The 14,082-nt window shown below is 46.0% G+C and carries 16 protein-coding genes; 1 reads left to right on the top strand and 15 read right to left on the bottom strand.

Going from position 1 to position 14,082, the window contains the following annotated elements; genetic code table 11:
* Positions 1-24: 24 nt before the first annotated feature.
* From F0220_RS07255 to F0220_RS07185, 15 genes are all read right to left on the bottom strand, one after another.
* On the bottom strand, positions 25-540 hold the full coding sequence (locus F0220_RS07255; RefSeq protein ID WP_105597722.1) for an A24 family peptidase: 516 nt from the start codon (positions 538-540) through the stop codon (positions 25-27).
* A gap of 11 nt (positions 541-551) precedes the next feature.
* Positions 552-1,583 (bottom strand): pilus assembly protein, encoded by a 1,032-nt coding sequence (locus F0220_RS07250; RefSeq protein ID WP_149846897.1) that lies wholly within the window; start codon positions 1,581-1,583, stop codon positions 552-554.
* A gap of 29 nt (positions 1,584-1,612) precedes the next feature.
* Positions 1,613-3,841, bottom strand: coding sequence for a hypothetical protein (locus tag F0220_RS07245; protein WP_223199875.1), 2,229 nt, complete (start codon positions 3,839-3,841; stop codon positions 1,613-1,615).
* Complete coding sequence (locus F0220_RS07240) at positions 3,822-4,496, bottom strand: TadE/TadG family type IV pilus assembly protein (RefSeq protein WP_149846391.1); 675 nt, start codon at positions 4,494-4,496, stop codon at positions 3,822-3,824. Before F0220_RS07240 ends, F0220_RS07245 begins: the two co-directional genes overlap by 20 nt.
* A complete protein-coding gene (locus tag F0220_RS07235; protein WP_149846390.1) occupies positions 4,480-4,668 on the bottom strand; it encodes a Flp1 family type IVb pilin in 189 nt (62 codons plus the stop codon). Before F0220_RS07235 ends, F0220_RS07240 begins: the two co-directional genes overlap by 17 nt.
* A gap of 11 nt (positions 4,669-4,679) precedes the next feature.
* Complete coding sequence (locus F0220_RS07230; protein WP_149846389.1) at positions 4,680-5,549, bottom strand: type II secretion system F family protein; 870 nt, start codon at positions 5,547-5,549, stop codon at positions 4,680-4,682.
* A 12-nt stretch (positions 5,550-5,561) separates the two neighbouring features.
* A complete protein-coding gene (locus F0220_RS07225; RefSeq protein ID WP_091016179.1) occupies positions 5,562-6,305 on the bottom strand; it encodes a type II secretion system F family protein in 744 nt (247 codons plus the stop codon).
* 40 nt (positions 6,306-6,345) lie between these two features.
* Positions 6,346-7,650: a TadA family conjugal transfer-associated ATPase gene (locus tag F0220_RS07220; protein ID WP_091015288.1), complete on the bottom strand. Its 1,305-nt coding sequence runs from the start codon at positions 7,648-7,650 to the stop codon at positions 6,346-6,348.
* Positions 7,647-8,864, bottom strand: coding sequence for a nucleotide-binding protein (locus F0220_RS07215; protein WP_149846388.1), 1,218 nt, complete (start codon positions 8,862-8,864; stop codon positions 7,647-7,649). Before F0220_RS07215 ends, F0220_RS07220 begins: the two co-directional genes overlap by 4 nt.
* Positions 8,865-9,025: 161 nt before the next feature.
* The gene (locus F0220_RS07210) at positions 9,026-9,409 is read right to left on the bottom strand and encodes a VOC family protein (protein WP_017690000.1); all 384 of its coding nucleotides are present in this window, start codon (positions 9,407-9,409) and stop codon (positions 9,026-9,028) included.
* A gap of 144 nt (positions 9,410-9,553) precedes the next feature.
* On the bottom strand, positions 9,554-10,417 hold the full coding sequence (locus F0220_RS07205; protein ID WP_091015291.1) for a DUF6612 family protein: 864 nt from the start codon (positions 10,415-10,417) through the stop codon (positions 9,554-9,556).
* A 67-nt stretch (positions 10,418-10,484) separates the two neighbouring features.
* Positions 10,485-10,907 (bottom strand): thiol-disulfide oxidoreductase DCC family protein, encoded by a 423-nt coding sequence (locus F0220_RS07200; protein ID WP_091015293.1) that lies wholly within the window; start codon positions 10,905-10,907, stop codon positions 10,485-10,487.
* A 190-nt stretch (positions 10,908-11,097) separates the two neighbouring features.
* Positions 11,098-11,376 carry a hypothetical protein gene (locus F0220_RS07195; protein ID WP_036610814.1) on the bottom strand — a complete coding sequence of 93 codons (279 nt, stop codon included), beginning with the start codon at positions 11,374-11,376 and terminating at the stop codon, positions 11,098-11,100.
* 99 nt (positions 11,377-11,475) lie between these two features.
* Positions 11,476-11,721 (bottom strand): zinc ribbon domain-containing protein, encoded by a 246-nt coding sequence (locus tag F0220_RS07190; protein ID WP_036610816.1) that lies wholly within the window; start codon positions 11,719-11,721, stop codon positions 11,476-11,478.
* Positions 11,722-11,931: 210 nt separating this feature from the next.
* Positions 11,932-12,351, bottom strand: a complete 420-nt coding sequence (locus F0220_RS07185; RefSeq protein ID WP_036610819.1) for an organic hydroperoxide resistance protein — start codon at positions 12,349-12,351, stop codon at positions 11,932-11,934.
* 396 nt (positions 12,352-12,747) lie between these two features.
* Here F0220_RS07185 and F0220_RS07180 point away from each other — a divergent pair, with 396 nt between their 5' ends.
* A complete protein-coding gene (locus F0220_RS07180; RefSeq protein ID WP_149846895.1) occupies positions 12,748-14,043 on the top strand; it encodes an Nramp family divalent metal transporter in 1,296 nt (431 codons plus the stop codon).
* Positions 14,044-14,082 lie beyond the last annotated feature (39 nt).

Below are 14,082 nucleotides of genomic sequence, written 5' to 3'. Positions count from 1 at the left end.
TCCCAAATTTCTTTACTCCTTCATTTAATGGAAAACTCCTGAGACAAGGACCGTGATAAATCCAGGTAACACCGCCAGCATAAATGGAAATTTCAATGTCTTCTCTTTATTTACCAGCTTGAGCGAACCGAGCATGAAAAAACCTGCAAGACTACCTGCCATGCCTCGAATTCGTTTTGCTGAATCTTTACGGAATAGAAGTATTACTAGACCAATTGCGCCCGCGTACAAAACAGAGTAAATAATCACATGAATGCCAAAAGCAAACCCCGTCCATGCCCCAATCCCACCAAACAATTTCACATCTCCTGCTCCTACCGCCCCAATCGCATACATCAGAAACAAAATGCCAAAACCTGCTGCAAATCCAGCGGCTGAGAACAAGAAACCATCCCACCCTCCCCATATGATATGGGCCAATACGCCTGCAACAGTCACGGGTAAAGTCAATCGATTTGGAATTTTCATGGATCGAATGTCAGTAGTAAAAGCTGCAATAATGTATAGGCCACAGGCAATGTAGAACCACTCCACCTCCATCATCCCCTTCCTTATTTCCTGGAGGCCACATTAAACGTAGTCTCCGTCTTGGCACCGTCTCCTGTCTCAACAACAAAACTCCATGTTCCTTCTGTTGTCCGAGTACCAACAAACCAGTTCCATTCAATAATTCCATTCTCATCTGCGCTCGCCCAGCCGATGTGCTTCGCAGAACTTTCACCTGACTTGTAAAATATCGTTAAGTTGGCTGTCGCTCCTGGTTCTACCTTCACCTTGATCGTTGCATTGTTGCCTATGTAAGCCGGGTCAGGCTTCGACAGTACCGTTGCTGAACCCGCAGTATCCCCGTCTCCTGCACTGCCATCCGATCCTTCTCCGGTATCTCCAATCCATACCCGTTCTGCCGCAGCAGCCTGAATCCGAAGCGGTTTACTGAGAAAGGGGACTTTTATAGGCAATTCATAACTCAGTTCAAGTCGGAAATATGGATTTGTTTTGTTTTTGAGATCTGGTATTGAAATACCATTCACATGAACACTTTCCATGTTCAGCAGCGTTGGCTCGATAAATGGTTGAAGCAGCGGTTTTACCGTGGGATCAAGTACGGTTTCCAAGACGGATGTCTTGATCTCCTGTAGTGGCTGTTCACCACTGGCCGCCGCTGAACGTACCCAATCACTTAATGGCTCGGGTAGAGAAGAAGCATAACCTTCTGCCCATTCCGTCAGAGATAACTCTGGTATCTTCCAACCCCCTCCAGAACCTTCTCCTCCGGCAGAATCAGAAGGTGTGAATGCAAGGGAAACGGGATATATTTTCGTTGATAACTGCTTCACCGCTTCACCCGCTGTGCTTTGTAACGCTGTGGAGATTAGAGTCATCTGCACTATGAAGATGAGAAACATGATAAAGAACAGAAAGACAGGTAACACCAGTGAAGCTTCCAGAACCATACTGCCCTGTTCCCTTTTCGGAGAACATATCTGCTTTTTGAGAGACTCCAAACGCTGCAATCTGATTATTCTTATTAAACGGGTCTGCATTTGTGCGCTTTCTTTTTCATAATGTTGCTGCTTGTCCATAATCCCTCCACCGAAACGATCCTGATCATTCAATAGGAATAATCCGCCTTCCGCTCAATGAAAAATCGCCCATCTTCAACCTGATCCGCACTACCCATAACTGCACCTATGCTTCTAACCACCCCTGGTAAAAACCACAGCTTGATGCTACTACGCATGTTACCCGAAGCGTACGTCTGTTTCTCATCCGGATTCACACCCGTATTCAATCGAATTAGCGCCAGCATTCTGGACATTTTGCGTTCATTGTTACTGTGCATCAATAGAAACAATCGGAGATGGTCCCTGTACGTCAGTTTGACTTTGATATACTTGGACAATTCCACACTGCCCTCTTTTGCTAGTTTCACCATATCCGCGATGGCGTTTGTAATCCCGTATAAGATTGCCGCCGATAATACCAGCAGTGGGTTCCCAAGCTTGCTGTACTCAATTAACCCTTCGGCCGTCCGAATAGCCAGCCGCATCCCAAATATCTCCGCATATGCAGCAGCGATGTTACCGGGAGGATTATGAAACCCGTAGACGATATACTCCAGTTCCTGATTCTCCAATTTGAAGACATCACCAGCATCTCCACCACCTTCAGTCCAGGTAAATAACTGACCAAAATCCATGGAGTTGAAATAGGCTAAAGCATATTCATTCTGAAATAATTCGTCGCCAAGACTGTCCAGCAGACCGGACATCCCGCCAAACAAACTGTCCATTCCCTTCATGGCATCGCCACCAGAGTCATAGGGATCACCAGCAATCTCTGCCTTTTTGGCTTCCTCACGACTAGCCTCGTTAAAAGCAATATTAGCGTTGTAATATTCCTCCAATTGTTTGAAAGCGTCCATGGAACCCGAACTTCCATTCTGAATCTGCGACAAGATTCGTTTGACTTCCTTCAATTTCCCTTTGGATTCTTTGTCATTCGCTTTGCGCTGGGCATCCGACCCACGACCACTTTCCAGCTGCTGCTTACTTTGGAGGATGAGATTGGCAGGACCGCTACGTACATAGGTGTCCATATATCGTTCCGTAACCTGACTTGCCTGTCTGACCGCCGGTTTTATTGGAACTCCACTCATTCCCGTAACGCTGCGAAGCTGATTATTCAACTCCATGTTGTCTCTTCTGACGTTAGAGAAGTCCGAATTCTGTGAAACCACACGTGCTTTCAACTGATCAAATAGGCTATCCGCCCTCACAAGCTCCGAGGCGAGGGAACGTGTGCTTTTAGCTTCACTGCCTAATCCAGTAGATGCAGGACTCGTTCCAGGCAGATCCGAGTTGCCCACGTTGTCGTAACTGGCATTCTGCGAACGGTTCTCCCCCTCCGCGATCACACGTTTCATTTCCTCATTGATCTTACGTGCTTCTTCGATTTTGGACTGTGCTTCCTCCAGCTTCGTTTGATGGGCCTGTAACGCCGGTTGTATAATCATGCTGATGCCTGTCACCACATTACCAACACCAGTCCGATAACGAGCCAGTTCCAATATGTATTGTTGCTCTCTGAACGGCAGTCCCTCATCTGCCTGTTTCTTGTTAAGATAATCTGCATAACGTGCTGCTGCCTCGGTAGCTGTCTCTGGTGTTTCTTCCAACATTTCTTCATAGATAGCTTGTGAAGGCGGGTCCATGATTAACTTTGGAAGATTCTTCAGCTTCTCCGCGGATTCCGTCTGATTGGCAATGGCTTCGTCCAGTAGTTCTTCACGTTTGTCATATAACTTCTGTAATTTTTTCAGCAAGTCTACCGTGTGCGCGGCTTCCTTCATCTCGTCTGATATCGGTTTGAACCGATTGATCACTTCAAGGGTAAAATCAACCGGAGCCCGATACTTCATATCCTCCTGAATCTGGCGATTAAATATATCGTATCTGCCCAGTTCACGCTCCATGCTCAGCGAAGTTGTATCCCACTGGATATCCAGAATGGGGAATCCATCTTTTACAGATGAAGGCTTCACACTATCATTCAATACTTTAGCCATAATCGCATCCCCACTGCTGTCACCATACCCGAATAAACCATACTCTCGGAGTGATGTGTCATAGGCTGACATGACGGATCTCATCGCAGCATGTGTCATGCGTTCGGTCTGCACCTTGAATGCCGCTATACGAGCGTAATCAATAAATATAGCGACAAACATATAAACTCCGGCCAATATTAATATTAAAAAAAGGGTTACGGCTCCCAATTCACCGTCTTTTTTTCTAAACAGCTCCGCCCTCCTCCTTTTCTCACTTTTTGCTTTTGCCAAAATGCTGCACAACCTGTCCGGCTTCTGCCGCTGTAGTGGTCGCCGCACCGCCTTTTCCTTTAAACTTAGCTGCGTAATACCGGATTAAGTCTACAGTTCGAATGAATTCAACCGGTTCAACAACTGCAGACGATCCCTGGGTCAGTACACGGTTACCTGAATCGAACAAAAAAGAAGGAAGAGGCAAAGAAATTACTTGTTCCAGCTTGGTTGTTACTTTCCGCTGAATCAGAGAATTCTGATACTCAATCGTTCCTTTCATAGCTGAGGGCATATGTTGCACCGCTTGTGCTAATTTCTGTTCCGAGAGATTGCCGCCTTCACCAGCAGGTATAGAAACGTTAACCTGATTATCCGCTCCCGCCCAACCAAACAGCGCTCCAAGCATACGATCATCCGTCAGTCTCCAGTACAGATTGTCATGTTCTCCAGCAACATATTCACCTGTCATCGCCTGTTTGTGGCTGTTGTCCCAGCTATAGGCTGCACGTTCGGAAGCTGCATAGGCGTGTTGATTCAGGAATGTCTTTTGATACATGTACATAGTAAAGAAGAGCAACAACACAAGAATAAACAGCACAACAGGGAAGATCAGGGAGGCTTCAACCGTGAAGCTCCCTTCTTCCTTTTTGAACTTGTTATTCGAAGAATTCATTACTTTTATTACTCACATTAGTTAACAGTCTTTCTACCAATTTTTTAATTTGGTCTTTAAAAATCAAAGCAATAATGATAATAACCCCGATAATCAGAATCAGCTCCAACGTGCCGAGTCCGTCCTCTTCCTCCCAAAATACGTTTACCTTGTTTTTTAACATTTCCATCATCCCAATTCCTCCTACATATTCATCATCATAAAAGCAGGTGCCCCGATCATGACCACAATCGTAAAAAAGATCAGTACCATTGGAAACACCAGTTTGGAAGAAGCCTGTTCTCCCTTCGCCCGACTGACAGCCTTGCGTTTCTCCCACAACACATGTGACAGATCCCGCAGCGCCAATACAAAGTCACCTCCCCCACGCCGGAAATTCAGCAGCACCGTTGTCGTAAAAATCGTTACTTCCTGTACACCGCAGCGGCGGCTGAACTGTTCAAATGATTGTTGAAACGAGTAACCATTATTCCAATCTCCCACCGTCTTTCTAAGTTCGTTGTACAACGGATGATCCCGTTCCCCCTGGCTTGTCACACAGTGAACGATAGCGCGTTGCACGGTCTCCCCTGCGCCAACCAGCAGTACAATTCGGTTCAGCAGCTCAGGCAGTTCCATAAGAATATCCTGGTCTCTTCGCTGCACCTTTGTATTGAGATCTTTGTAGAGCGCAAAAGGCAACACTGCACCGAGCGCGAGCCCACCCATCATACCTCCGATGCCCATATCTCCAACGAGTGATAACAGGCAGCCAACCAGCAACATGAGCCATGTATAGGTCAACATTTCAGCGCAATAGAGCATCGTTTTCTCTCCACTGTGCTGTATGCCATACATTTTCTGAATGGCATGTTGCATCCGAAACATGAGTACTGGCAATCTGCGTCCAATCTCAAACTTGTCCAATATAAACAGGAAGGGGCCATGCAATTTTTTCAGTCGTAATCCTTCCATATCCAGCTTGCGCAAATGCCGGTAGGTCTGTCCCCGGGTTCGATCCAGCACCAGCCATCCCGCTCCGAGCATCCCTGCGATTATAACGGGAAGCAGCATCGTTTCAGCTCCTTATACTTTGATATCCATAATGCGATTAATCCACAGATAACAGCAGGCGAGTACTGCCAATGCACCACTAGAGATGAGGTACCCCATCCCGCTATATAACGGCTCCATAAAATCCTTGGCGGTCAGATTGAGGAATATCAGAAAAATAAATGGAGCGGCAAACATCACCTTTGATTCGAACTTTTTCTGCGATACCGCGACCATAATATCCTGCTGAATATCCAGCTTCTCACCAATCACCGCAGAGGTACGACGCACAACCTCAACCAGATCCCCGCCAGTTCGTTTGCACGTAATGAACACATCTGCAAAATTCGTAATATCTTCAATCTGCGCCCGATCCGAAAAATCCTGTAGCGCCTCTTCGATTGGTTGTCCATACTCCATCCGTGTCCGCAATATCGTGAACTCACGAATCAGATCGGTATCCGCTTCCGGGTTCAACATCCGCAGATCCTCCACGGATTCCTTGAATCCATTTTCCACCGATTTTCCTGCGGCTAGCGCCGAAGATAATGCATATAATGCTTGCTTAAAATGTAAACTGAGTGTCATTCTTTTTCGTTCCAACAGCACTTTAGTCCAATGTTTTGGTACCCAGATGCAACCCGCAGCGAGGATCGCTCCAGCCAACCAGTGATGATAGAACAGAATTCCGATGCCAAAAAACAGCAGACCACTAATCAGCATACAGACCATTCGTTGTCTCCGGGAAAGCGTATATACGGTGTAATCCGTCAACATCTGTCTGGCTTCACCCAACAATAATCACCTTCCAATGACTTTAATTCACGTTGTTATCTGATGAATCTATTCCAACACTATATTGTTCTATGTATCCATTCAGCCATTCCCCGAGCCCAGCCATCTGAATTTTATCCACCTGATTCAACTTCCCAACCTGTACTAACCCACCAATAATTTTGCCTTCACGCTCTTCTTGTTCCTGGAAACGAAACAGTGGATTCAGCAAAACCTCACCGTTCTGCATGCCAATCACTTCACTAATCTCTGTCACCCGCCGTGAGCGGTCTCGCAGCCGAGATAGATGTACGAAAATATCGATTGCTGAACTAATCTGCTGCCTTACAACCGCAATGGGAAGATCTGCACCACTGAGCACCATCGTTTCGAGTCTGCTAATCATGTCCGAGATGGTATTCGCATGCCCTGTAGACAAAGATCCATCATGGCCAGTGTTCATGGCCTGCAACATATCCAGCGCTTCTGCGCCCCTTACCTCACCAATCACAATCCGGTTCGGACGCATCCGTAAGGAAGATTTGATCAGATCCCGAATAGATATCTGTCCCTTGCCTTCGGTGTTGGCATTTCTCGTTTCCAGTGATACCAGATTCGGTACCGTAACTATCTGTAGCTCAGCCGAATCCTCAATGGTAATAATCCGCTCATCGGAAGGGATAAACTGGGATAATGCGTTCAGAAAGGTCGTTTTTCCCGATCCGGTCCCGCCTCCAATGAAGATGTTGTATTTGCTCCGTACCAACTGCTGCAATAATTCTGCCGCTTCTTCATGCAGGGCTCCTTTTTCAATCAGATCGGACATCTTCATCGGTTCACTGGGGAATTTACGAATCGTCATCGTGGGACCTTTCAAGGCAATAGGGGGCAACACGATATTGACCCGCGAACCATCCTTTAAACGGGCATCTACGATTGGAGAAGACTCATTCACAATCCGGTTTACCCCGGACACAATCATCTGGATGATATCCTCGAGCCGTTCCCTGGACTCAAATTCAAGGGTGATCTGGCTGACTTCGCCTTCCTGCTCCACAAAAATCTCCTTGTGACTATTGATCATAATCTCCGTAATATCGGGATGATCCACAAGTGGCTGCAAAATATCCAACCCACGAAAGGAGTCAAACAATCGCTGTACCAGCGTGTGACGCTCTCCTGAGGTCAGATCATCCAGCTTCGGGTCAGACAGAACTTTGCGTTCTATCCCCTGCCACAGTTCATCATCTCCTGCGGAAGAGGTTAAATCGAGGCCAGCCCTGACTTCCCTGCGCATCATCTGAAACTGTTCTTCACGATCCAGTAATCTATTGGATGAATCCATCATAGTGCCCACCGATCCTGCTTCTGAATTCGTCCCGTCTGCTTCAATTCTTCTTCGCCATCTTGTACCAGCATGGCACATAATCTCTTCACTTCACGTTGGAAGCTCGGAGAACTGAGCATAACTTCCTCCTGACTGAGTTGTTTCCAAGAAGGGATGTAGGGCAACACTGCATCCAGATGCAGATCAGGGCGTGGGAGTGCATTGACGACATTGTCCCGATATTTGTTAACCACAAAGCGTGCACGCTCCAGCATACTTTCGTACAAATCTGGCTTCGTTCGTTCAGCATGCTGCAACCATTGCCCCCATCGATGCATGGCAGATATATCATCCTCAACCAACCAGACAAATGCATCTGCTGCATCCAGCACCCCTTCACTGCGCCCATCCCAACCGGAATCCCCATCCAGAATCAACACGTCATACTGTCCACAATCCGTTAAATAACGAAGCAGATTCGACGTATCCTCACGAGTCATTTGTAACAGTTCTTTCCGATTCGATAATGGCCAGAACACATCGGATTTCAGCGCTTCATGCCGGACCACATATCCATCTACGCCCTTCGATTGCACCTGTAACTGCTTGCCGGATTCCTTTCTTCCTACCTTCAGATCGTATAACAGGCGTGACAATCCCGTCTCCGCATCCGGGTGACGCTGCCCACTTCTAGTTAGTCCCTTTTCCAGAAACGGGTGCGTACTGTCCAGCGTCTCCAAATTCAGATAGAGAACAGCATATCCTGCAAGTCCCAATTGCTTCGCCATATGCAGGGCCACTGCCGTTTTGCCACTTCCACCCGAAGCGGATACTACACCGATGGAGAGAGTCTCTTGCCCCGGATGGTGAACCTTCTTACGGCGTGGCTGCCGGCAAGCATGCATCACAGCATCCAGCAAAGCAGGCAAGGGTTGATATTTCATCAGCCGCTTGGCCTCATCTACCTCTTCCATCCCTTCACTAAGCATTAGCCAAGGTACACCCGATACTTCTCCCCCATTATTCAGCCAGGCATTCAGAAATTCCGGTTCCGCAATAACCAGATCCGGTAATTCTCGACCTTCTTGCTCATTCATGTGATCCTTGAATGAATCTCCTTGGGAGAATGCCGTGAAACGCACATGGAGACCAGACGAATTTCCCTGTACATAATCAAGCCAGGCGCTAATGTAATCTCTATCCTTTGAAACCAGAACAACCTTCAGTACAATCAAATTCCCCTTCCCTCCCTGTCAAAAAGCACAAAAAAACACCGTCCAATAACCGCATGAATATGCAGTATATGGACGGTGCTTCCGTCACGTGCTATGAATGTATGGATAATATAACATACAATTTCTGGTGGAGCAAGGGATTTATTCTAACCCTTTTTCCCTTACGAGTTGTAAGGAGAATCGAACTCAATAATGTTACGGTCCGGATCAAGTACAAAAATCTGTGCGAATCCAGCCACACTGTCAGGTCTCGCTTCATACTCAATTCCCTGCTGCTCCAACCAAGCTATAGTCCCTGAATAACTGGTGACCCAGATTGCAAAGTGGCCGTCTGTTGTGTCAATCCCAGCCTCACGTAACGTGTGACCCTCCGGGTGCTGTAACAGATGAAGCTGCTGGCTACCGATGGCATACCATGTACCTGTGGAGCGGAAAGGCGGACGTTCAATCTCCTGCATTCCCAGTAACCCCGAATAGAATTTCTTCGCGATTTCCAGATCACGTACAGCCAAACTAACATGGTGGATGTGTGCATATTCAATCATCTTTTATCTCCCCTCTCTACTTCAATATGACTATACTATAACACTTTCAACCCTGACCAAATCTCCGCTAAACAGAAAAACACCCCTGATTCTAATCTGGTAAAACCTCTCGGCTCACACAGATTCAGTTCAGAGGTGCCTGTTTTATTTAGCGCTATCCAATGCTTCTTGTGGAATCTTAATCTCTTCCACTTTATCCTGGTTAGAAAATGTACTGTTCATCTTCATGTCCATCGTCATTTTCTGTCCATTCTGTTCCATCTCCATGACCATGGTTACGTCCGTACTTGCAGGCAGGTAGGTTTCTTTGTTGATCATGTATTTCATCTTCATGCTGGTGATATTCATCTGATCCAGCATCGCTTGCATCTGGGCATCCGATCCGTTTTGCTCCATCACGGCTTTGGCCAGTTCCTTCACGTTATCACCGGATACGTCAGCGTTAATCACATAATTGTCGCCTTCTTCGGTCACTTCAGTATCTTCTTCAATCTTTTTGAATTGCTCCAATTCACCTTCGGGATTCATGCTTGCTTTCATCTGCTCAATCAGTTCCTTGGTTTGAGCTTCAGGAATCGCAACCCATTGATCCCCAACTTGAGAGTAGATTTTATCCGAAGTGATATACTGCTTCACGTTCTGAGCTTCCTGTCCCGACATTTCCATTTTCATCTCTTGATAGATCATCATTGGATCTTTGATGATATCCATCTTGAGCGATGTTTTAACCTGTTGATCCTGGGACTGTTCACCAGCATCCAGTTTCAGATTCTGATCAATGTTTGCTTCAGTTGTGAAGCTTTTCATTTCTTTGGTTGCTTCATTCGTTTTGGTAATCAATTCATCCAAGGTAGGGATCTTTGTTGCCTGCTCTGCAGGTGTATTGCCCTCGTTGGATGTTTCGTTGTTAGTCGCTGGCGGCGTTGCCGTATTATCTGTATCGTTACCGCATGCTGCCAAGCTCACTGCTAATAATGCCCCGATAAATAATGTAGTCCACTTCTTCAAGTTGTTGTCCTCCCAAAATAGATATGATCTGTAGTCATTACCCAATTATTCCCGTTATTAATCACACTCACAAAAATCGATCTTTGATCTCCGGTGTAGGCAACATGCACGCTTCATCCTTGCCAAACCAGCGATAACGGTTGCGAGCAACCCAGTTATAGACTGCATTACGAATAAATTTCGGTATGATGATGAACACATATAACAATGGATAAGGAAACTTCAGACCCTTAGCCAATCGCAGTGCGGCGGTTGAACGTGTATAGTATTTTCCATTTTCAATCAGCACAAAGGTATCCATACTGTCTGTCGACAAATTGCCCTTCGCCAGCAGTTCCTTGGCTATATCCGATTGAAGCGATGCAAAATGATATTTCCCTTCCGGGTCACGCTTGATAATCCATTTGGTTAAGCCCTGGCAGAAGTGACAGACACCATCCACCAGTACGATCGGATGTCCCTGATGCACATCTGTTTGATTTGCTGTCATATTGGCTGCCTCCTATTGTTGCGGTTAGAGTAACTTACCCAATCTGGGCCTTCTTGTTCACTTATTCTAAATTTATTTCTTCTAGAGGTAGTTCAAAAAGACTGAAAACCGCTCTTTTTGAACAAGCATTAATAGGAAGTAAAAGAAAAAGAGCGCAGGCATTGTGCCCACGCTCGTATCTGTCCGACAATTACTCCGTAACTGCCTTTTCCATCCATTGGTCATCGATCATCTGTTGATGCAGGTCACTTGCCCACTGGTCCATACATTTGCAAATGAAATCTTTGCGACATACTGGACAAGGGGTTTTCTGCAGACGGCTGATATTGGTCATCTTCCATTCTGGGGAACGGGTGTAGAATACACGGCATTTTGTACCGTCTACCAAATTCATTTTGAATTCATACAATCCGTCTTCCTTGTTACCATAAGCTAATTCTAAATCTGCAATACGCGGTCTATAAGACATGGATATCACCTGTTTAATTCAAATTTGGTTCATGCAATGACACTACTCAGTACTAAGTTATATTAAAGAAATTTCAGTTCAATGTCAACTCGCGCATGTCTACCCGCCAAACAGAATATCCAGAATAGTCCCAACCTGCCCCTGTTTTTTCCCTTTCAAGACATCCGGATCAAATACTTCAACATACCCGCAGGAAGCACAAGCCACGAACAGGTAGTGGTTATGCTGGATATCGAACATCTTGCTCAGGCCTGCTCCTGACATGGAAACTTCCTTAATGTTACAATCCGTGCCCCTGCATTTTGTACACACAAATCGCCGCTCGATCATCTCTTCAATACTCATCTTCGTTCCCCCTTTATGGAATGTGTAACATGAAGTGGGAGTGCAATTATGTAAAATAGTACGCGATCTGGCATCTAATCTCCTGCATCATGTCCATATATTATAATCAACACAAAACCCTGCCGATTGCCAGCAGGGCTTTGTAGTCGAACATCAGGTATCTGGGATACCCTGCTCTATATGTTCCCTTTACTTGCCGGGAGTCAAATCTTAGACTACGTTTAAAACAACATCAATGTTGCCACGTGTTGCTTTGGAATATGGACAGAAATCATGCGCCTTGCGGGCCAGTTCCTCTGCTTGACTGTGATCTACACCAGGCATGCTAACGTCCAGACGAACAGACAGCTGGAAACCGTCATCCGCAGGGTCTTTACCAATGGATACGTTACTTGTAACGACCACATCCTCCAATTTCACACCTGCTTTGCGTGCTACATTGGCAAGGGCACTTTCATAACATGCTCCATATCCTGCGGCAAAAAGCTGCTCAGGGTTAGTACCTTCACCACCGGAGCCACCAAGCTCTTTTGGCATTTTCAGATCATGCTTAAGCACGCCATCCGAAGAAGTCACAGAACCTGTACGTCCACCTTTAACTGTCGCTACTGCTGTATATAAAGCTTCCATTAAGAATCTCTCCCTTATCCATATAGTTTTTACTGCCTTCCTTTCAATTTAAACTTCTGGCTCATTTTGAAACGCAATTTTGTATCTTTATCAGCTTTTACAACTTTATTATTTTCATGCATTTCAACGCCATGCTGTATTTTCCTAAGGTTGGGTAATATACGAAGGGGGTCTTCAAATTAGAACCGAAAATTTTGTGTTAATACATAAAAGTTGCACTAGACAAAAATATTTGAAGGAGTACAATGTAACAATAAACATAAAAATTTAGATATATCATGAGCGATTTTTCCGCAACAATATTTCCAAATCAATAATTCAAAGTCAGGTGATTATCGTATGAGTAAAAAAAATCCGTTCAACGCTCCTTCAAGAGAATCATTGTCTACTGCGGGCATGGCCCCTTCCCTTGGAGAAGCACATAGTTCCATGAAAGTTCCGCAGAATGCGTCATGGTGGAAGAAATTCCTCGCCTTTGTAGGCCCAGGATACCTCGTTGCCGTAGGTTACATGGACCCCGGGAACTGGGCAACAGATATCGCAGGCGGCTCGCAGTTCGGGTACACCTTGTTATCCGTTATCCTGTTATCGAACCTGATGGCCGTTGTCCTTCAGTCGCTGGCTGGCAAACTCGGTATCGTCACTGGACGGGATCTGGCTCAAGCCTGTCGTGAACGTTTCAGCATGCCTGTTGTCGTGATGTTATGGATTCTGTGTGAACTCGCCATTGCAGCTACCGATCTGGCTGAGGTCATAGGTTCTGCTATCGCATTAAAGCTGTTATTTAACATCCCCATGTTATATGGCGTTATTATCACCGCAGTTGATGTACTCCTGATTCTTGTACTGCAAAACAAAGGTTTCCGCGCTTTGGAAACACTCGTCATTGTGCTAATGGCGACCATTGCCCTCTGCTTCGGGATTGACCTCTTCCTGGCGAAACCCGATATGGGCGGTGTTCTCCATGGTTTTGTACCAAATGTTGAGATTTTGCAAAACCCGGCCATGCTCTATATCGCTATTGGTATTATTGGAGCAACTGTGATGCCGCATAATCTGTATCTGCATTCTTCCATTGTGCAGACCCGTCAGATCGAACAGACCCCACAGGGCAAAAAAGAAGCTATTCGGTACTCGACCATGGATTCTACAATCGCGTTGACACTGGCCCTGTTCATCAATGCGGCCATCCTTATTGTATCTGCTGCTGTATTCCACAGTGCTGGTATGACGCAGGTTGCCGAGATCGCAGATGCCTATCATCTGCTGACACCTCTATTGGGTACTACGGTTGCAAGTATTCTGTTCGGTGTGGCGCTGCTAGCATCAGGTCAGAACTCTACCCTTACAGGTACACTCGCTGGGCAGATCGTTATGGAAGGTTTCCTGAACATTCGAATTCCGGCTTGGCTGCGCAGACTGGTCACACGTCTGATCGCCATCATCCCGGCGGTAATTGTGACAGCCATTGCAGGAGAACATGGCACAGAAGAACTGCTCATTTTGAGCCAGGTCGTGCTGTCTCTTCAATTACCTTTTGCTGTAATCCCTCTGGTGATGTTCACGAGTGATAAAAAAAGCATGGGTGCATTTGCCAACAAATTGTGGCTCAAAATCATCTCATGGGTCATTACAGCTGTTATCGTTATGCTAAATGTATATCTGATCATTCAGACGATTCGGTTACTCTAATCTCGTTCTTATCGACTAAATCCTAAAAAGGCTGATCAA

It is taken from the genome of Paenibacillus sp. 37, from assembly GCF_008386395.1.
GTDB classification, from domain to species: Bacteria; Bacillota; Bacilli; order Paenibacillales; family Paenibacillaceae; genus Paenibacillus; species Paenibacillus amylolyticus_B.
Note: the sequence above shows the minus strand (reverse complement) of the source record. Positions and strands in the feature narration are given on the sequence as shown.

Excerpts from the sequence above, each read along its gene's own strand:
- F0220_RS07195 (WP_036610814.1), bottom strand. The coding sequence starts at position 11,376 with ATGTCTTATAGACCGCGTATTGCAGATTTAGAATTAGCTTATGGTAAC.
- F0220_RS07240 (WP_149846391.1), bottom strand. The coding sequence starts at position 4,496 with ATGAATTCTTCGAATAACAAGTTCAAAAAGGAAGAAGGGAGCTTCACG.
- F0220_RS07255 (WP_105597722.1), bottom strand. The coding sequence starts at position 540 with ATGGAGGTGGAGTGGTTCTACATTGCCTGTGGCCTATACATTATTGCA.
- F0220_RS07225 (WP_091016179.1), bottom strand. The coding sequence starts at position 6,305 with ATGTTGACGGATTACACCGTATATACGCTTTCCCGGAGACAACGAATG.
- F0220_RS07185 (WP_036610819.1), bottom strand. The coding sequence starts at position 12,351 with ATGGAAGCTTTATATACAGCAGTAGCGACAGTTAAAGGTGGACGTACA.
- F0220_RS07235 (WP_149846390.1), bottom strand. The coding sequence starts at position 4,668 with ATGATGGAAATGTTAAAAAACAAGGTAAACGTATTTTGGGAGGAAGAG.
- F0220_RS07210 (WP_017690000.1), bottom strand. The coding sequence starts at position 9,409 with ATGATTGAATATGCACACATCCACCATGTTAGTTTGGCTGTACGTGAT.
- F0220_RS07180 (WP_149846895.1), top strand. The coding sequence starts at position 12,748 with ATGGCCCCTTCCCTTGGAGAAGCACATAGTTCCATGAAAGTTCCGCAG.
- F0220_RS07200 (WP_091015293.1), bottom strand. The coding sequence starts at position 10,907 with ATGACAGCAAATCAAACAGATGTGCATCAGGGACATCCGATCGTACTG.
- F0220_RS07220 (WP_091015288.1), bottom strand. The coding sequence starts at position 7,650 with ATGATGGATTCATCCAATAGATTACTGGATCGTGAAGAACAGTTTCAG.
- F0220_RS07190 (WP_036610816.1), bottom strand. The coding sequence starts at position 11,721 with ATGAGTATTGAAGAGATGATCGAGCGGCGATTTGTGTGTACAAAATGC.
- F0220_RS07250 (WP_149846897.1), bottom strand. The coding sequence starts at position 1,583 with ATGGACAAGCAGCAACATTATGAAAAAGAAAGCGCACAAATGCAGACC.
- F0220_RS07230 (WP_149846389.1), bottom strand. The coding sequence starts at position 5,549 with ATGCTGCTTCCCGTTATAATCGCAGGGATGCTCGGAGCGGGATGGCTG.